The sequence below is a fragment of the Photobacterium andalusiense genome, assembly GCF_900185625.1.
GTDB lineage: Bacteria > Pseudomonadota > Gammaproteobacteria > Enterobacterales > Vibrionaceae > Photobacterium > Photobacterium aquimaris.
The window spans coordinates 658,324-678,165 of sequence record NZ_FYAJ01000001.1; the positions used below are offsets into that span (position 1 = coordinate 658,324).

A 19,842-nucleotide genomic window follows, 5' to 3' on the forward strand; every position below is an offset into this window, starting at 1 on the left:
TTCAGTATGCAAGCTGAAAGGTTTCAGCAGTAAGTTAAAAGTGTATCTATCGAGTAACTGGAATGTTGTGCAATGCATGGCATTTTTATTTGTCATATTGCTGAAACGATTCAGCCTATTGCTAATATAGACCATAAAATATTAGTAATACGTTGATAGGGTTAACCGATAGCGTTAATCAATAGCGATGATTTCACAGAGCATTAAAGCGGAGAGTTAAATGTTATCACTGTCTAAAAATGATATTACGATGCAGCAAATTGCATCCACCAAACAAGATGCAATCAAAGCGTTAGCAGCTGATCTTGAAGCGACAGGGTTAGTTCAGACAGGGTATGTCAACGGTATGCTTGCTCGTGAACAGCAAAATTCAACTTACCTTGGCAACGGTATCGCCATTCCTCACGGCACAACAGACACTCGTGATTTAGTTAACCACACTGGTGTTAAAATTCACCACTTTCCGCAAGGTGTGCCGTGGGGTAATGATCAAACGGCCTATATCGCGATTGGTATTGCGGCTAAATCAGACGAGCATTTGGGTATTTTAAATCAATTAACCAAAGTGTTATCCGCTGATGGTATTGAAGATAAGCTTCGTCATTGTGAATCAGAGCAAGCAATTATTGCATTACTAAATGGTGATGAGCAGCAAGAAGCAGAATGCAATCCTGAACTTATTTTAAAACAATTTCCGGCGCAGGATTTATTACAACTGACAGCGGTAGCTGCTGGGTTAATTAAATACCAAGGCTTTGCAGAAACAGCCACGGTGACTGATGCAATTGATCAAGGTGCGAGCTATTTAGGTCAAGGGTTGTGGTTAGTGAAAAGCAATAAGCAGGTTAAGCGGACTGCAATTTCAGTGGTTACTCCGCAAACACCTTTTGAAGAGCTTGGTTATCCTGTTGCGGGTATGATCATGATTGCGGCGAATAATAATGCTCATAAAGCCAATCTCGAACACCTTACTAATTTGATTTATCAAGGCAAAATTAGCCAATGGTTAGCATCATCAGCACCAGAGATGGTAACTGCATTAACTCAAGTGACGTTAGAGGGCAATCAAGCCACATTTACCATCCGTAACCCGCATGGTTTACATGCCCGTCCAGGCGCAATGTTAGTTAATACCACTAAAAAATTCGATGCTGATATTCAAGTGGTTAACCTAACGAGCAGCAGTAAGCCTGTTAATGCAAAAAGTTTAATGAAAGTGATTGGTTTGGGTGTGAAGTGCGGTAATGAACTGCAATTTACCGCACAGGGAAGTGATGCTGAAGCGGCGCTAACGGCAATTGGTCAAGCGATTGCCGACGGCTTAGGCGAAAAATTATAAACACTGCCAGCATGACAATTTCAACCATAGATTTAGAGGCAACTACTATGCAACAAAATGTAAAACCGAAAGTCGTCACCGTAACTTTAAACCCAGCACTCGATCTTACTGGCAGTTTGCAATCACTATCATTAGGCAGTGTTAGCGTTGTCGAACAAGGTAGTCTTCATCCTGCTGGTAAAGGGGTTAACGTCGCGAAAGTGCTGGCTGAGTTAGGGGCTGATGTTACTGTTACCGGATTATTGGGCGCTGATAACCAAGAATCTTTTTGCCAGTTATTTAAAGCAATGGGCGCAACAGACAAATTTGTTCGCGTAGCAGGCGCAAACCGGATTAATGTCAAATTAGTCGAGAAAAATGGCCAAGTAAGTGACATTAACTTTCCCGGTGTTGCTGTTACCGCTGCCAATATTTTAGCGTTTGAAAAAACACTGTTTGAACTAGCCGCAACCCATGATGTGTTCGTGATAGCAGGTAGCTTACCGCAAGGTGTCAGTGCTGATATGTGCGCGAATTGGTTGGAAAAACTGCATCAATTAGGCAAGAAAGTATTGTTTGATAGCAGTAAATCAGCCTTGGCGACTGGTTTAGATGCTCATCCGTGGTTAGTTAAACCTAATGATGAAGAACTTGCTGAATGGGCAGGTCAAGCATTAGACACTCCGCAACAATGTATGGCGGTTGCAGAAACCATCGCTGCCAAAGGTATTACTAATGTGGTGGTGTCACTGGGTGCTAAAGGGGTGATGTGGCTTAACGATCAAGGCTGGTTACATGCTCAACCACCAAAAATGGACGTAGTAAGTACTGTTGGTGCTGGCGATACCCTTGTTGCTGGCTTGTGTTGGGGAGAGATCAATCAATGGTCAAAAACGCAATCGCTGCAATTTGCCACAGCGTTATCAGCCGTCGCTGTTACTCAAGTTGGGGTAGGTGTTGATGATATTGAGCAAGTAAATACCATCGCCCAGCACGTTATTTTAACGCAATAACATAATCGCATATTAACTTATCGACATAATAACAATAACGCTAAGCAACATTGATCAAGGTGTAAATATGAAAATAGCATTAGTAACAGCTTGTCCTAGCGGCATTGCAACCACCATCATTGCTGCGGGTTTATTAGAAAAAGCCGCAGCAGAATTACAATGGCAAGCCAATGTAGAGTGCCAGACTACACTTAATACCACCAAAACGTTGACCCAACAGCAAATTGATGATGCTGAAGTGATCATTATCGCAACAGGTAAAGCGATTGATAACTCCCGTTTTGTGGGTAAAAAAGTTTATCAAGCCGACATCACTGCCTGTTTTGAAGATCCTAAAGCATGGTTAACCGAGGCAGTTGAGCAAGCACAACGATTAACAGCATCTGACACTCAAACTGTTACTAATGCAGCCGATAGTGCGGTTAAGAAAATTGTCGCTATTACTGCTTGTCCAACAGGCGTCGCACACACCTTTATGGCAGCAGAGGCGTTGACAGAAGAAGGTCAACGCCAAGGCTATGAGATCAAAGTAGAAACCCGTGGATCTGTTGGTGCTAAAAACCAACTGACGGATGCAGAGATTGCAGCCGCAGATTTAGTGATCATCGCCGCTGACATTGAAGTAGATTTAGCCCGATTTAATGGTAAAAAGCTGTATAAAACCAGCACAGGGTTAGCACTTAAGAAAACGAAACCAGAGCTAGAAAAAGCCTTTGCAACCGCGACAGTATATCAACACGCTGGCAATACCAATGCGCAAGCGGCTGACACCAAAGCTGAAAAAGCAGGGCCGTATAAGCACCTTATGACGGGTGTATCTTACATGCTGCCATTAGTGGTCGCTGGTGGTTTGTCGATTGCTTTATCATTTGTGTTTGGTATCGAAGCCTTTAAACAACAAGGCACGTTAGCCGCAGCATTAATGACCATCGGTGGTGGTTCAGCATTTGCGTTAATGGTGCCAGTATTGGCAGGTTTCATCGCATTTTCAATTGCCGATCGCCCAGGTTTAGCACCGGGTTTAATTGGCGGTATGTTAGCAAGCACCACAGGCGCTGGTTTCTTAGGCGGTATCGTTGCCGGTTTCCTTGCAGGTTACAGTGCTAAATTGTTGGTAGAAAAAATCAAACTGCCACAATCTATGGAAGCGTTAAAGCCGATTTTGATTGTGCCATTATTAGCCAGCTTAATTACTGGCTTGGTAATGATTTACGTTGTTGGTGGTCCAGTATCAGCGGCAATGGCTGGCCTAACCACTTTCCTCAACAATATGGGTTCAGCTAACGCAGTATTACTGGGTATTATCCTTGGCTGTATGATGTGTTTCGACCTCGGTGGCCCTGTAAACAAAGCCGCTTATACCTTTGGTGTGGGCTTGCTAGCCTCACAAACCTACGCCCCAATGGCAGCAGTAATGGCAGCAGGTATGGTGCCAGCAATGGGTATGGGTTTAGCGACATTCCTTGCCAAACGTAAGTTCTCAGCCAGTGAAAATGAAGCAGGTAAAGCCTCGTTTGTACTAGGTATGTGCTTTATCTCTGAAGGTGCGATCCCATTTGCAGCGCGCGATCCAATGCGTGTTATTCCAAGCTGTATGGCTGGTGGCGCATTAACAGGTGCATTATCAATGTTGTTTGGCGCTAAACTAATGGCTCCCCACGGCGGCTTGTTTGTTCTGCTGATTCCAAACGCAATTTCACCAGCGTTACTTTACTTAGTCGCTATTGCAGCGGGTACGGTAGTAACAGGTGTGATGTACGCATTCTTAAAGCGCCCAGAAGAAGGCTCAGTTGCGGCTCAAACGGCACAAGCCAACGCGTAATTAATAGCGAATAGATTATTTATTTAAAGCCGACTTCATTGTCGGCTTTTTTATGGGAGAAAGGTTATAGGAAATAGGTTATTAGGGACGAGGGTTTAGGAACAGCGGATGTTGTTATATTAAAGTCACAAAACAACAACCCGTCATTCCCTACAGTGAGGTTACAAACGTGATAGGGAATCTATTTTCAGCGCGTTGAAGTGTTATTATTTTTTGATGTTTTTAAACGCTCACTGAAAATTCCAAGAATAAATATAAAACCCACCCCGTCATTCCCTACAGTGAGGTTACGAATGCGATAGGGTGTCTATTTATAGCGTGTTGTAGTGTTATTATTATTATTTGATATTTTTAAGCGCTCACTGAAAATTCCAAGAATAAATATAAAACCTACCCCGTCATTCCCTACAGTGAGGTTACGAACGCGATAGGGAATCTATTTTCAGCGCGTTGTAGTGTTGTTAATTACTTTTTTTGAATGTAGTGATTGGTTTTAAATAAGACAGAAATTGTTAACATCATCATTGCCTAATTTATCAGGATGTTTTTTATTATGGAATAAAATATAGTTTTTATCCAATATAAGTAACTTTCAACGGTACGTTTAGCGTAGTTTTTTTGATACATGTATTCTTTTATATAAGTCAGAAAGAGAGAAGCCATATTGCACCTTTAACACTGTTAATATACACAGTGGTTAGTATTAGTAAAAAAAGTAGCAACTAAAAGGCAGATGCCCGATTTTGTGATTTCTATCGGGCAAAGAATGTAATAATGTTTTTGATTTATAATGTTTTTTGTATAATGACGAATGAAATACGGGCGCAGGTTCAAAGAACAAATTCGGGCAAGTTGTTAATATAATAAGTTGTTATAAAATTAAGGAAAGTATGTGGAACCATATTATGAGCTAGCTTTTGCTCTAGAATCTAAATCGTTATGTTTTTTTGTTGGGACTGGTTTTTCTATGCATGTAACTGATGGAAAAGCACCTAACTGGATCGGATTACTTAAAGATTGTGCTAATCAACTAGAAGATGGTGATAAGCTAATAGAACAATTATTTCCTAATAATAATCCAATAATGCCGCTAGAAGAATGTGCAAGTATCATTCAGGCAAAGATGCATTCTAAGGGACTTTGTTTACATTCAAAAATAGCATCTCGTATTAATAAAGTCGAGTTGGGGAATAATGTTACTGTAGTACAGGGCTTTGTAAAAAAATTTAATGATTTAAAATTTATAACAACAAACTATGATTTACTCATTGAGAAAAAAATATTAGAGTCTAAATCTGTAACGTCATATTCAATTGGTTATCCTATTAACCGTCAGCCAAAAGGTATCCAAGTATACCATGTACATGGTTCGGTTAAATATCCAAAAAAGATGATAGTTACAGCAGATGATTATTTTAAATTTATCAATAATCCAGATTACTTTTCTCACAAAGTAGAAACATTGTTTGAAGAGAATAGCGTAGTCATTATTGGTTATTCATTAGGTGATGTAAATTTTAAATCAATATTAAATAAATTACGTTGTAATAGACAGCATGATATAAATAGGCAGCACTTGTTTTATTTATCCCGCAGTGCTGTAGAACAACATGTAAAGGATTATTATGATAGATCCTATGGTTTAAGGGTAATTGATGGTGTTGAAATTGATGATTTCTTCCTCGCTCTAGAAAAAAAACATCAAGATATTAAACCTCGAGTTGATAAACATGAAGAGCTTTTGTTACCAGTATTAGAGAAAAGAGCTAAATTTACTGATGGTTATTTGAAAAAAAATGAATCATTCTTTGAAATAATAGCGCTTTTATCTGCAAATGGCATATTGGTTTCACATCCTCGAGTAATCGAAATGTTAACTGATATATTCGAAAGAAAAAGAGGCTTAACTAATGCGTCAGGTGCCTGGGATCAATATGTACATTTAGCTAAATGGTTGCTGCATATTGGATCAATTATGGATATTAGAGGAACACCTTTAGAGGATACCTACTTAAAGGCTGTAAAACGTTCATTTGATAATATGTCAAAAAAGAAAACTCTAGGGCTTTCATGGCATGCATTTAAAGCATGGAAATCTGGTTGGTATCATCTTACTTATGAAAATAGAGTACTTATATCTGACTATATGGTAGATGAAGGAATAAATGATGATGGCAAAGATGTAATTGAACAATAATTTTATAACAAACAATTTAAGAGTGATTCAGCACGCCTGGCATTTTTGGCTAGGGTCAAATTTGGTGTTTACGGTGTTCTAATTGAGTGTCGTGGTCGCGTGCTTCACACCTTAATTGGGCGTTAGCTGTTTTGCAGTTATCTTTGAGAATAAAAATAGGAAAATAGATGAAAACAGTATATGTATTGGGAGCTGGTTTCTCGGTTGAAGCAGGAGCTCCGACACAATTAAATATTTTACCTGAGGCATTTCGCCTTTTTAATATTAACCCTAACAATTTTGATCAAGTTAGATTCTCGACCTTTAAGACATTTCTTACTAAACAATTAGGTTATTCAGAATCGCAGTTAATAGATGTAGATCTTGAAGATATTTTTACTCCTCTTGACCGTTGTTTAAGTGAAAATTCTCAGTTTCGAGGAATTGATTTAACAGGAATAATGGCAGTTCGAGAAGCTGTTTTCTATGTTGTTGGTAAAACCATACAACTAGTACTAAATGAGACTGGAAAATCGAAGAAATATATTAATGATTTTGCACGTTATTTAACTACGCAATCGTCTAAAAGATTAGGTGGCGATTATCGAAATGTAGATCCTGTAAGCGTTATTAGCACAAACTGGGATATACTGTTAGACAATTCAATTTATAGTTCAATTATGGACAATCCTGATTATGATGCTGTGGTTGATTATTGTTGTTATATAAGCTCAAGAGGTGAAACTGATGAGTCGGTTAAACCGGGTTTAGAAAAATTAGGTCAAGGTGGCTTTAATGTTAAATTATTAAAATTACATGGTTCGTTAAATTGGCTTCAGTGTCCTCGTTGTATGAGGTTATATGCAAAATTTTATCGAAAGGCAGCGATTTTAGATTATGACAATTTAGAGTCTTGTAGACATTGTGACAATAACTTTCCAGAAGAGGTAAATAATCATAAGCTTTGCTCTAATTTAATTATGCCAACGTATATTAAAGATTTGTCTAATCCTCAATATAAAATTATTTGGCAAAATGCTGGGATTGAAATATCTGAGGCTGAAAAAATAGTATTTATAGGTTATTCATTACCAACTGCAGATTTTGAGATGCGACAACTTTTATCTCGTATGACTAGGAAATCGGCTGAAATAGAAATAGTTGATTATTGTACTGATACGCAAGAACAGAATCTTAGAAAGAAGCATTGGGTCAAATTTTTTGGTGAACGAAATGTGACTTTTAACTTTTCTGGTGCAAGCTCTTATATTCGAACACTTGTTGAGAGCAACAGCTAACAAATGCATCAACACGATTTACTACACTCGGCATCTCAGGTTGTCGGGTGTTTCTCGTTTTATGGCGTTAAATTTAAGTATAATTGCATAGTAGTAAACGCGTTATGCAGGTAAAAACATAGGACACCCATAACTTTCGCAAGCCACCACGATCAATTCTGACCGTACTCCATGAATAGGTTTTAATCAGTTGAGCAAAAAAGTGAAATTGGTGCGTTATTTTAAGTTAGTCTGTAACGTAATTGGCGTTATATGTAATAAATAAGAGTAGCAGTTAATTAAAAAAGCTCTAAAATTAGCACTTAATTTAATGCTTTTTTGGGGTGGAATCATGAGACAAGTTTTAGCTGATTGTTCAGCAAGTATTTCAGAATTAAAAAAGAATCCTACGGCTCTTTTGAACGAAGCTGATGGCGCTGCTATAGCCATCTTAAATCACAATAAACCAGCGGCTTACCTAGTACCTGCTGAGACTTATGAATTTCTAATGGATATGTTAGATGATTACGAAATAAAATAGGACAGCCATAACTGTCGTTATCTATTGTGAATAATGTAAACAAAGGACACTAAAACATGTCACTAAATCTTGTTATTAATTTCTTCTCACTACTATTATTAATGCAAGCAATCTAATGGAAGAAAATGGCATGATTATAAGTGGTTGTTTATAAAGTAAAATGATGAGTGTCATGTTTTTGTCAGGCTAATGACGTAATACTTTTGATGAGATATTGATAGACTTTGGCGGAAAGTAGCAAAAAGGATTTGTAATGATTATTCGAAAATTACGACTACAGCGTGGTTGGTCTCAGGAACAACTTTCTCAATTGAGTGGATTAAGTATTCGTACTATTCAACGTATTGAGCAAGGACAAAAAGCAGGGCTGGAGTCACTCAAATCTTTAGCTGCGGTATTTGAAATCCAAGTATCAGACCTTCAAATGGAGCCGCCAATGAACAAAGAAATCACTATAACAGAAGAAGAGAAACGTGCGCTTAACTATGTTAAAGGCATTAAAAGTTTTTATTCTAATCTAACCACATACGTATTAGTTATTAGCGCTTTATTTATAATTAATTATTTTACTAGCCCTGACTATTGGTGGGCGGTATGGCCTGCATTAGGCTGGGGAATTGGTATTGTAAGCCATGCATTTAGTGCGTTTGAAATAGTAAATATTTTCGGTCCAGAGTGGGAAAAAAAGCAAGTCGAAAAACGTTTGGGCAGAAAACTGTAATTGATATAGTTAAAACGTGAAAATAAGCGATGTTTCTACTGTTTTTGAGCATATATCAAATCAGTTGGGTGCTGATTTCGGTTTTATTTGTTAATCGATAATTGTGCCAAAAGATGAAGGTTGCTAGTTGTGCTTTTGGATGAAATGAGTATGCAAAGCTATAATAGTTCTAATCGCTTTGTTACTACATGTCGCTTATATTTAAATGAGGTCTATCAATGAAAAAGTACCTACTAATTATATTCGTTTGTTTGTCATTGCCAGCACTTGCAGCAAAAAAAGCATTAGATTGTGATAATCCGCGTAATACACTAGACATTAATGATTGTGCAGCATTGACATTAACCTCTGCACAAGAAGAGTTATCCAAATATCTGACTGCCAGCGTTGAACATAATAAAGATGATCCTGCGTTGGTGAAAGCGATAGAGCAAGCACAAAAAGATTGGCAAGTGTATATGAAAGCGCAGTGTAATGCGGTTTATACTCAATGGCGTGAGGGGACTATCCGTAATGTGATGGCCTTGGACTGTAAAACGCAACTTACCAAAGAAAGAACCCATGATGTGTGGATGCACTTTTTAACCTATATGGATAGCACACCACCAGTTTTACCAGAACCTTCAAAGTATTTTAAGATGTGATAGCGCCTCAAATACATTAAATAATTGAATCTGCTAAAAAATACCGACCTATATCCGGTCGGTATTTTTATTTGTGTCGGCTTTATTTACCTACGCAATCTAGCGATAGTTTGCCATCATCGCTGCGAGATAAAGTGATCGTGGTACTCGCTTTTGAAGCACCTTTAGGTAGGTAGATAGCACATTTCTTAAAGCCAGGTACAAGAGATTTATTAATTGTTTTAAATGCTTTTTTTTGAGTATCGACATTGTCACCAGAATAAACAGTAATGCTATCAACTTGTGCCAGCATTTGTTCTGCATGTTTAGCTGGTGCTGCATTTGCGAAAACAGAAACAGAACCAAGAGCAAGTAACAGTAATATTTTTTTCATGATGTACCTCTAATAATTTAATGAGTGATGTGTGGTTATTCGTTGCTAATATAGGCAAAAAATAAAACATTACAATAAAAAATTATTGATAAACGATAATATTTTATTGTTAATGTTTTGTGCTTGGTGCGAGGAATATTGTCAATAAATTGATTGTTATGAATAAATGATGGTTTTGTGGTGTTGAAAGGCAAAATAGAAAGAGATATTTTTTATTTATGACAGATTAAAAAGCGAACAAACAAAGGACAGCCATAATAAACAAAGGACAGCCATAACATTGCACATCAACCATGAGCGACTACACTTAAGCTTACAGTTGCTTATGGTGAAACTAATGACAACTTCAAGACGCAAATTGATCGAGCCTCAAATCACGCCTTTTTATCATATTATTAATCGTTGTGTACGGCGGGCATATTTATGTGGTGATGATCCATATAACGGCAAAAACTATCATCATCGTCGTGGTTGGATAGTAAATAAAATCAAACAATTAGCTGCTGTATTTTGTATCGATGTTTGCGCTTATGCTGTGATGAGTAACCACTATCATTTGGTGCTAAAAATAGATACCGAACAACAGCAAAAGTTGACTCCAGAAGCAATAATATCACGTTGGTTACAGCTGTTTAATGGTCATCCTATTGCGGTTGATTTTTTAAAAGAAGGCCAAATAGAGACAGAAAAACAGCAGGCATTATCAAATTTAGTGACTGAATGGCAGCAACGGTTAGGTAGTATTAGCTGGTTTATGCGCTGTCTTAATGAGGAAATAGCACGAAAAGCCAATAAAGAAGATCAATGTAAAGGCGCGTTTTGGGAAGGGCGATTTAAGTCTCAAGCATTGTTGGATGAAAAAGCATTACTATCGTGCATGATGTATGTTGATTTAAATCCGATCAGGGCAGGCGTTACACCGTCACTAGAAAAATCAAATTTCACCTCGATTCAGCAGCGTATTCGTGAATACAAGCAAACGAAAACCTCAGTTAAACAGCCACCGCCACATAAATCGCACTTCCAACTATTACCTTTTGTTGGCGCAGAACATCAAGCTAAAACAGATGGAATAAACTTTGCTTTTACCGATTATCTTGAACTGATTGATTGGACTGGGCGCTGTATTCGGAACGATAAAAAAGGTTTTATTGCATCTAGCCAACCAAAGATTTTACAACAATTAGGAATCACCGCAGACGCATGGCTAGAGCATAGCGAACAATTTATGGAACGCTATGCCAATGTGAGCGGTAAATGGTCGCGAATGTGTGCCTTCAAGCAACATGCTGGTGGACATTGGTGTAAAGGAAAGTCGGCAAGTCACCAGTTGCATCCTAATTAGAGGCTGTTTTTTATAACTAGATGAAAATACCGCAATAGCCATCAGGATTGTGGGTTTTGGTGATCGTTAAATATAGTAATCGCGGTTATTTAACCAATAAATTAAAGAATAAGCGGTAATTATTACAGTAAAACGGCTTATCGTTAGTCATTTTATCAGTCGAACAAATTTAATTGGCTGTCCTTTTGTAGTCTAGTCTCTGTAAAATATGGCTGTCCGTTTATTTCTAATGTATAACTGATTTAGAAAAAACTTGAATAATGATGATGCCTGCAGCAATAAGAACTAATCCAAGCAACGCTGGCAAATCGAGTTTTTGCTGGTATACAAAATAAGACAAAATAGAGACTAAAAATATACCGATTCCCGCCCAAATAGCATAAGCAATGCCGATATTCATGATTTTAACAACTTGAGAAAGCCCATAAAATGAAATAGCGTAACCAATTAATACGATAAGGCTGGGAATGAGCCGTGTAAAGCCTTCCGATGCTTTCATCATGGTGGTTGCAAGCGTTTCTGCAATAATTGAAATAAAGAGTATCAGGTATACATTAGTCATAAAAATTACTCGCTAAATTGTTTTGGGTACGGGTGATGGCATGTTTCAAAGAACGTTTAAGTGGTAGCTTTCTAAAGAGGCTACGTTGGTACCAAGGGACTGATATAGGATGAACTATTGCGTGTAATGTGCGGCTATAATCCATCGTTAAACCAGGTGTCCATGCCATCATTATTGCGCGATGGCGAATTTGGGCTGCAACCCATAATTCAGGGCTACACATCAGTTTTAAGAATGTGCACATACTGCTATTGTCTTTGTTTAAAACACCGTCTAAAGCTGCTTCTAAGGCATAAGCAGTATTACTTGAGCAGTTATTGGAGGTTAAGTTATAAATAGGTTTTTTATAACAGTGACGCCAAAATTGCTTTAATGTTAGTGCGTTATATTGAGTAAACTCGATTTTTATATTTGATTCGCACCATTCTAGTGTTTCTGTTTTGTAATCAGGCAAATAACGACCAAGAACATTATTTTCAGGTGTTGCTTTTAAAGTACGAATAAATTCTGAAGGTGAGCGATCAATATCTTCAGATGGATATAAACTGATATATAACTCCGAACCTAGTTCAAGTGCAGCATGACCCGTAGAAATAACACCATTTATATCTGTTGCAGCAATATAGCGGTTAATAATTGGGCGAGGAACATGTGGGCTTGCTGCCGAACCTGTTGGTGTCCATATATGTATTGTTAAAGGTTGAATATTATTTCTACCTTCTATGCTATTTGTTGAAAATGCATTATTAGTTATGGCTATATATTCTTGTTCACTATTATTTAGTAACTGAAAAATAGCACTTTTATTATCAAATGAATTAACTTTTATAAGAACAATGATACTTCTAATACTTCCAGTGATCATAATAAATCCAAGAAAATAAGAAATAACATAATCGTAATTTTGTAATAGAAATAGCGAATAAAGAATTTGAATCCCCCCCCATATGATTGCTCTTTTCCAATGGGAAAAGCGAACAACCCAAGCAGAGGCGATATTAAAAAAGCCGACAGAAAAATAGGTTAAACCAAATGTAAGCGATAATAAGATATTGCTAAATTTGATATTAACCAACGCAGAAATTGCGCCAAATAGGAAAATACCGCCTTTAAAAAGCAGTATATTACGCTGTAAACCAAAACCGTTAGGGGCAACGATTAAGGTTGTTAAGCTTTCAAGTAAAAGAAAATAACTAAAAGTATCAAATATTTTTCCATCAAGGCCATCAATAAAGATCAGGATGCCAGTAGCGCCCCATAGGGAGGTAAATCCTAATAGATAAAGTATTTTACTTTTTACGAATTGTGCACCAAAAAGTAGCATCGCTATTTGTAACATTAATAACCGTAGATGTATTGATTTATGATATATCGTTCTAATAAAGCTATTAGATAAAAACGAAAAATAAGAAATTTTTAAGTGTAATTTGTATGTATTTTTATGAGGGCGGTATGTTATTACAGTTGGGTATATTGATCAATATGTTATTTAATACGATGTGTTTATTTTAATGATGTTTCTATATGTTCATTGTTGAGTCGTATTATTTTCAATTATTAAGTTTAATTAACATTTGTAAGTAATATGTTGGATAATAGGAATGTAAATAAAAAGCAGCCACAGTAAATACTTGGCTGCTTTTTTATATCTCAATGCTTATGTTAGTGTTTATAAACCTTGAGTATATTGCGCATTGGTTGCGATAGGCACTAGCTTAGTCAGTGCCGTTTTAGCGTTATCATTACCCGCAAGCAGTGCTTCAAAGTGTTTAATCAATTCTACTTTGTCTTGCTCTTGTTTAGAGCCCGCACCGATATTGGTTAAATCAATAAAGAATTCATCAAATAAATGTGAAAAATCTTTTACGGCATCAAAGTTTAGGAATTGTTCATGGTTGTAAATACTCGGGTAGCCGCCTTTTTGTTTATCAACCGCAAACGAAATACCTTTAATATTGGTAATCGTTGTCGCTTTTTCACAACGTAACATACAGCCATCTTCAATCGCAGGTTTCTTACAGCCAACTGTTTGTTGGAAGAAGCATTGGCGGCTAGTCATCATTAGAATCGGATGGTAGATGCTATAACAAAGTTTAAAGTTTTCTGGGCGGGTAATATTTCTGATTTGACCGCGATTGATCTCGTTAGAAATAAACGCACCGGCACAGTTTAACTCTTCTTGTAACGTAAGTAGGGCGTGTGAGTTAGTTGTGTTTAAGAACGGCCCTGCGACCCATTCAATACCCATTTCATAAGCTTTATAGGCAATACCGGTATTGTTAGTTACAATTCGCTTTGGTTTAACTTGCTCAAGAATTTTGACTGACTCTAAATAATCTTTACCAATCAATACAGCAGGAAACCAAGGAATTAAACGTGGATTATTCTGTAATAGTGTAATGTGCTTAGAACAGTTTTTCTTCAGACTTTCTGGAAGCTTGAAATAGATATCAGCATCAGTCACATCAGCAAGGTGCAAATCTTTTTCATTGGCAATCATTAACGATAGCTTAGGTGTTTGCGATACTTTTGAGTGCTTAGGTAATGCGGGTAAATCTACATGTTTAATGACTTCACGCGAGCCATTTAATAAGAATGCAGCTTGATTCTTTAGATCGGTAAGTTCTTTAAATGGCACTGTTAAGTTAGCATCAAAATTGTCAAAATTCATTGGTGCTAATTCAAATGTGGCGTTACTGAAACTACGGAAGCGTTTATCAATAGTCTCTGGTGTCATTGAAATTTCATCAGCAACGCGTAATAAAGACTCGGTTTTTATTTCAAATGAAGTGTTACCCGCAATAATGTTAAGCGTTAATGGTGTATTTTCTTTAGCAGTAAAAATCAATGTTAGCGCAATTTTATCAATGCTTAAATCTTTGATTTTTTCGGCTAGTTCAGCCCCTAATGCATTCTTATCATTGTAAAGGTCTTGCTTTACATCGTGGATTTGAACAACCGAGATAGCATCACTTTTTTCAACCGCATAATTAACACTATTATCGCGTGGATTATCGGTGAACATTTTTTTGTTAAGGTTACCCTGCAAAAATGAGTTAGTGAAACTGCGGTTAAAAACTTTATGTAAATTGCTATCGTCAGTTAATAGTGTGCCCGATTCTATAAAGCTGTTGATCTGTTTGCGCCATGTATCAACCACAGTGTAAACATAGTGTGCGCCTTTAATACGACCTTCTACTTTTAATGAGTCAACCCCAGCATCTACCAATTGCGGTAAATCAAAGTAAGCTGAATTATCTTTTAGATTAAGTGGAAAGCGGTGGCCTTCAGCTGTTACTTCGTATTCATCACGGCATGCTTGGCTACAACGACCACGATTACCTGAGTTTCCGACACTGACCGAGCTTGAGTAACATTGACCAGAGAAAGCGATACAAAGTGCGCCATGGACAAAGACCTCGGTTAATACATCGTGATCATGGGCAACTGCGGTTAGGGCTTTAATTTCACCAAGGTTAAGCTCTCGAGATAAGTTAACCCGCGTTGCGCCAATTTTTTGTAAGAATAAAATTTGGCCTTCGTTGTGGGTTGTTAACTGAGTAGATGCGTGGATGTGCAGTGATGGGAAATACTTTTTAACAATATTGAAGATACCTAAATCTTGTACGATGATGCCATCAATACCACTATTTACGAGCTTATTAAGCAAACGTACTAGGCTAACAATCTCATGTTCTAATATCACGACATTAAGGGTTAAAAAGACTTCACAGTTGTATTGATGTGCAAGTCGTAAGACGCCATTTAGCTCATCAAATGAAAGATTGGAGGCGCGGTTACGGGCATTGAACATATCCAAACCACAGTAGACAGCATTTGCACCAGCAACAATCGCCGCTTTAATTGCTTCTACATCACCACCTGGTGCCAATAATTCTATTTTTCTACTCATGCGAAATAACCCACTTAATGCTTTTATTGTGATTTTTTGAGGGGGCATTCTACCTGCATATGTTGCCTAATACTACGAAATAGGGTTTAGTTGATGCAAATCAAAGATAAAATGCAAAATTTATGAATATGCGTCTGTGGGCGATTGTTATATAACGAATCAGATTAGTTATATGTGTAAATAGTAACTAATACTATTAAAGAGACGTAATTGAGGAAATGCTGAGAGAGGTTTTGATATTATAGGCGCGCTGTTTAACCAACTTGGTTGTGTCACAACAGATTAAAATACGATTGCTAGACTTCGGAAAATAGATGAGTGTTTATGGATAGGATTAACAGACTGGATTGAAGTTAGAACCCAGATATTATTAAGACAGAAAAGATAAAATGGGTGATTATCTTTTCTGTCTTAATCTGATGTTATTTATTAGCAACATTTTTTAGGTAAGCTAAAATCTCATCTTTTAGTAAAAGTTTTTCTTTTTTCAATTGATCAATTTTAACTTCATCAAAACCATCTTTAGATGTCATTTTTTCAATTTCAACATTCAATTCATTATGTTTATTGTATAAACGGTCAAATGAGATATCGCTACCTTTTAATGAGTCAATTAATGCACTGTATTCTGTAAACATGATCTTATCCTCGTAATTAGTATATATTTAGTTATACGCATTATTAAGGTAAAACATAAGAGATATTTGAGGTTATTTATGAAAACGAATTTTACTTTTTACGGCTATTGAAATAAGTCTAGATAGCCATAATATTGCAGCTTTTTATCATTTACGATAATAGCAAGAGACAGAAAAAGAAAACAACAAAGATAATGTTAACCTTTGTTGTTTTTATCAGAGATTATTTGGTGCCAAAAAACGATTGATGATAGATGTTTTTAATATCAGTAATTGTTGGAGAACCCGGGTTAGTGAGTGTGCATGGATCATTAAAAGCATTCTCACTCATGCGATCTAACACTGTATTAAATTGCACTTCAGTAATATCAACTTCGGTTATTTCTTTAAATGTTAGTGGAATGCTCAGCTTGGCGTTTAATGCGCGCAATTCATCTTCAATAGAGGATATATTTAGATATTGTTCTAGCTCAGCATACTTGTTTGTTGACTGTTTATTGTAACTAATAATATAAGGTAGCAAAATAGCATTTGCGAGCCCATGAGTAACACCAAACTCGCCACCTATTTTATGTGCTAATGAATGAACAAGTCCAAGAGAAACATTAGAGAATGCCATTCCTGCAAGTGCTGAGGCATTATGCATATTTGTACGAGCTTGTAAGTCGTTACCTTGCTGATATGCTGTTTCTATATTTTCAAATACAAGTTTAATCGCGCGCATAGCGAGGGGATCTGAATAATCATTAGCCGCAATCGAAACAAAAGCTTCAAGCGCATGAGCCATTACATCCATGCCTGTATTTGCGGTAATGTAAGCTGGCATTGTAGTTGGTAGTATAGGATCAATAATTGCGATATCAGGCACTATGTGTGTTGAAACAATTGGATATTTGATGTGATTTTCAAGATCTGTAATAACAGAGAAAGCTGTGATTTCAGAAGCGGTGCCACTTGTTGATGGAATTGCTATAAATTTCGCTTTATTTCGTAATGCGGGCATAGATCCTACAGGAACAATATCTTCAAAGCTAAGATGAGGATGTTCATAGAAACACCACATGATTTTAGCTGCGTCGATAGCGGAGCCACCACCGATAGCAATGATCCAATCAGGAGCAAAGTCGTGCATAGCTTGTGCACCTTTAATCACTGTTTGTACTGAAGGATTTGGTTCAACACCATCAAAAACGATTGAATCTATTTTTGCTTCATTGAGTAATTGTTGGACTTGAGAAATAAATCCAAACTTTTTCATTGAGCTGCCGCCAGTAACGATAATAGCTTTTGTTCCTGAAAGTGAAGCTAATGTTGCTAATGAATTTTCACCAAAATGAATCGTTTCTGGAATTTTAAACGTTGTCATACTTCATCCTTACAAATAGATAATAACATTGATAGTTATTATTAACAGTTAGAGTGAAATTATTTAGTTATTTATAAAATTGATAGCAAAATTGCGTGTCAGTTATAGATATAAAAGTGAACGTAACAACGTAATGACATAAATACTGGATGCCTATAACTTCTTACTAAATCGCTAACAAGGGCAGCTAGATGGATATGAATGCTAAAGCATGGTTAGGTAATCAATATGAATTTAACGTGTCACTACACTATAAATACGTCAATGTGAGCAGTTATAATTGATTCAAGTGAAATGGTTTTATAGACAATATATGGCAGTTTAACTTTATTGAGTATCACTGAACTGGAAATTAGTGTGCTATATATCTCATTGATTTACTAATATGATTACTTACACTATCATTAAACTGTGATCTTCATTCAAGTAAAGTTAGGGCTGGGGTATTTAATAGTTGCGTAGTAAAAGTGTGTGTTATTTTTAATTAAGCCCAATAAATATACGGTTTAATTATGATGACTCCACTGGCTATCTCTAATTATTTGGGATTGTTTCTTTTATTGGTTGTAGTTTATCCATTTGCAATGATCGCTATTAATTTTGTAATTTATGAACAAGATCGTCGTAATAAAATAGCAATTTGGTTTAGTATTATTTGTGTATTAGTTGCCATACTGCTATTGGTTTTACATATGAAGATTGAGATTATATACGGTAAAGAATTACTTGACGCTTGGCGACTTAATAATCAGCAATAAAAGCTTTGTTTAATAGATAGTAACCAGTACGATATCTCATCATAAAATCGACGTTATTTTGAGATAATAATGAGCCTATCAAATAAGCAACAAGGTGTTATAAAAGGAATGGGATCTGCGATGTTAATGTCTATTGCGGTTATTTCAGCCGCGATATTATACGATCCTTTTCATTATTCAACTATTAGTCAAATATCACAAAAATTGACGGTATTAGGTCTTTCTTTGGTTTTACCAACATTATTTCTAATTGCTTCTATTGGGCGATTAGCTAAATACCGTTTTTTTAGTCCAGAAGATATTGATGGGAGTGGATTATCATCTGCGACAACTGAAGCAGTTGTGTTACAAAGTTTATTGCAAAATACCTTAGAACAACTTGTTATCACATACGGTGTCTATACTGCTTGGTGTTTATTAATGCCTGCAGCGTGGTTGTCTGCGGTTCCTTTGTGCTCGATATTATTTGCCGTCGGACGTATTTTATTTTTCAAAGGATATCGTCAGGGCGCACCAGCAAGAGCATTTGGTTTTGCGTTAACATTTTACTCAACAGTATTAATGTTTGTTGTTTTGGTAGTATATCAAGTTGTTGTTGGTATTTATTAATATACCTATTATTGCGAGTTCGTTATTGTTTGTAATGAATTAATAGTTGATTGACTTTAGTGTTGTGGCTGCCTATACCTAATAAATAGCAATAGACAAGGGATGGTATACGTGGCGACACTAAAATCAGTCATAAAAAGTGTTATTCCTGCATGGATCGCAACCTATAAAACCACTCATAAAGGTATTTTATTAACGTTTGACGATGGTCCAGATGTTAATCTTACTCCTCAAATATTAGATTTACTTGCAGAATATGATATCAAAGCGGTTTTTTTTATATTAGGCAAACAAGCGCAAAGATATCCAAATATTGTTCAACGTATAGTTGCTGATGGCCATTATCTAGGTAATCATTCTTTTGCGCATAAAACGGCTGATGAAATAGGCTTTAAGGCTTATGCTAAGGATATAAAACACTGTCAGACAATTCTAAAGCCCTTTATTGCTGCAACCCCGACGCTATTTCGCCCGCCACAGGGCAAATTATCACTATCTGCTTGGTCAGCCATTCAATGTAATCATATGCAGGCTATTCTATGGTCAATTGAATCTGGTGAATGGGGACAATATTCGCATCAATCCGTTGATCAAATGCTGGCGCGTTTAGCCCGTGATATTCAACCTCATGATATTGTTCTTATGCATGATAATAGTAGTAAGGTGCAGTTATTACTTGAAAAATTATTACCTATATTAGTTGAAAAAGAATATACATTTGTTGATCCTAAACTGGCATTTCCTGATGTCTATAAACATTAGGTGA

General features: G+C 36.6%; 17 protein-coding genes and 1 pseudogene. 12 read left to right on the forward strand and 6 right to left on the reverse strand.

All coding sequences use genetic code 11. The features are described from left to right. Positions 1-220 precede the first annotated feature (220 nt). From fruB to PAND9192_RS03040, 8 genes and pseudogenes are all read left to right on the forward strand, one after another. Positions 221-1,339, forward strand: coding sequence for a fused PTS fructose transporter subunit IIA/HPr protein (fruB, locus tag PAND9192_RS03005; RefSeq protein ID WP_087852473.1), 1,119 nt, complete (start codon positions 221-223; stop codon positions 1,337-1,339). Positions 1,340-1,386: 47 nt separating this feature from the next. Beyond that, positions 1,387-2,331: a 1-phosphofructokinase gene (pfkB, locus tag PAND9192_RS03010; protein WP_087852889.1), complete on the forward strand. Its 945-nt coding sequence runs from the start codon at positions 1,387-1,389 to the stop codon at positions 2,329-2,331. Positions 2,332-2,398: 67 nt separating this feature from the next. Continuing rightward, entirely contained in the window at positions 2,399-4,153 is a 1,755-nt protein-coding gene (gene fruA / locus PAND9192_RS03015) for a PTS fructose transporter subunit IIBC (protein WP_087852474.1), read from the forward strand. A gap of 892 nt (positions 4,154-5,045) precedes the next feature. Continuing rightward, positions 5,046-6,350, forward strand: a complete 1,305-nt coding sequence (locus PAND9192_RS03020) for an SIR2 family NAD-dependent protein deacylase (protein ID WP_087852475.1) — start codon at positions 5,046-5,048, stop codon at positions 6,348-6,350. Positions 6,351-6,517: 167 nt separating this feature from the next. After that, positions 6,518-7,627: a hypothetical protein gene (locus PAND9192_RS03025; protein WP_087852476.1), complete on the forward strand. Its 1,110-nt coding sequence runs from the start codon at positions 6,518-6,520 to the stop codon at positions 7,625-7,627. A 331-nt stretch (positions 7,628-7,958) separates the two neighbouring features. Further along, positions 7,959-8,141, forward strand: a pseudogene (locus PAND9192_RS03030) (type II toxin-antitoxin system Phd/YefM family antitoxin); the annotation flags it as partial. A gap of 259 nt (positions 8,142-8,400) precedes the next feature. Further along, a complete protein-coding gene (locus PAND9192_RS03035; protein ID WP_087843702.1) occupies positions 8,401-8,868 on the forward strand; it encodes a 2TM domain-containing protein in 468 nt (155 codons plus the stop codon). A gap of 218 nt (positions 8,869-9,086) precedes the next feature. Beyond that, positions 9,087-9,512 (forward strand): lysozyme inhibitor LprI family protein, encoded by a 426-nt coding sequence (locus tag PAND9192_RS03040; protein ID WP_065166074.1) that lies wholly within the window; start codon positions 9,087-9,089, stop codon positions 9,510-9,512. 82 nt (positions 9,513-9,594) lie between these two features. Here PAND9192_RS03040 and PAND9192_RS03045 read toward each other — a convergent pair whose 3' ends face one another. Further along, on the reverse strand, positions 9,595-9,885 hold the full coding sequence (locus tag PAND9192_RS03045; RefSeq protein ID WP_087852477.1) for a hypothetical protein: 291 nt from the start codon (positions 9,883-9,885) through the stop codon (positions 9,595-9,597). A 337-nt stretch (positions 9,886-10,222) separates the two neighbouring features. Here PAND9192_RS03045 and PAND9192_RS03050 point away from each other — a divergent pair, with 337 nt between their 5' ends. Then, positions 10,223-11,230 (forward strand): transposase, encoded by a 1,008-nt coding sequence (locus tag PAND9192_RS03050; protein WP_087852478.1) that lies wholly within the window; start codon positions 10,223-10,225, stop codon positions 11,228-11,230. Positions 11,231-11,456: 226 nt separating this feature from the next. Here the strand turns inward: PAND9192_RS03050 and PAND9192_RS03055 are convergent, their stop codons facing one another. The 5 genes from PAND9192_RS03055 to PAND9192_RS03075 all read right to left on the reverse strand — a co-directional run bounded on the left by PAND9192_RS03055 (position 11,457) and on the right by PAND9192_RS03075 (position 17,709). Next, entirely contained in the window at positions 11,457-11,792 is a 336-nt protein-coding gene (locus PAND9192_RS03055) for a DMT family transporter (protein WP_087852479.1), read from the reverse strand. Then, a complete protein-coding gene (locus PAND9192_RS03060) occupies positions 11,785-13,131 on the reverse strand; it encodes a hypothetical protein (RefSeq protein ID WP_087852480.1) in 1,347 nt (448 codons plus the stop codon). Before PAND9192_RS03060 ends, PAND9192_RS03055 begins: the two co-directional genes overlap by 8 nt. Positions 13,132-13,461: 330 nt before the next feature. Continuing rightward, on the reverse strand, positions 13,462-15,705 hold the full coding sequence (locus PAND9192_RS03065; RefSeq protein WP_087852890.1) for a peptidase U32 family protein: 2,244 nt from the start codon (positions 15,703-15,705) through the stop codon (positions 13,462-13,464). A gap of 422 nt (positions 15,706-16,127) precedes the next feature. Then, positions 16,128-16,343, reverse strand: a complete 216-nt coding sequence (locus PAND9192_RS03070) for an HP1242/YdcH family protein (protein ID WP_087852481.1) — start codon at positions 16,341-16,343, stop codon at positions 16,128-16,130. A 223-nt stretch (positions 16,344-16,566) separates the two neighbouring features. After that, the gene (locus PAND9192_RS03075) at positions 16,567-17,709 is read right to left on the reverse strand and encodes an iron-containing alcohol dehydrogenase (RefSeq protein ID WP_087852482.1); all 1,143 of its coding nucleotides are present in this window, start codon (positions 17,707-17,709) and stop codon (positions 16,567-16,569) included. Between the two features lie 512 nt (positions 17,710-18,221). On the opposite strand from PAND9192_RS03075, the gene PAND9192_RS03080 reads away from it, so the two are divergent. The 3 genes from PAND9192_RS03080 (at position 18,222) to PAND9192_RS03090 (ending at position 19,838) form a co-directional block, all read left to right on the forward strand. Beyond that, positions 18,222-18,467 (forward strand): hypothetical protein, encoded by a 246-nt coding sequence (locus PAND9192_RS03080; protein ID WP_234998907.1) that lies wholly within the window; start codon positions 18,222-18,224, stop codon positions 18,465-18,467. Positions 18,468-18,536: 69 nt separating this feature from the next. Continuing rightward, positions 18,537-19,076, forward strand: a complete 540-nt coding sequence (locus tag PAND9192_RS03085) for an MAPEG family protein (protein WP_087852483.1) — start codon at positions 18,537-18,539, stop codon at positions 19,074-19,076. Between the two features lie 111 nt (positions 19,077-19,187). After that, a complete protein-coding gene (locus PAND9192_RS03090) occupies positions 19,188-19,838 on the forward strand; it encodes a polysaccharide deacetylase family protein (protein ID WP_087852484.1) in 651 nt (216 codons plus the stop codon). Positions 19,839-19,842: the final 4 nt, after the last annotated feature.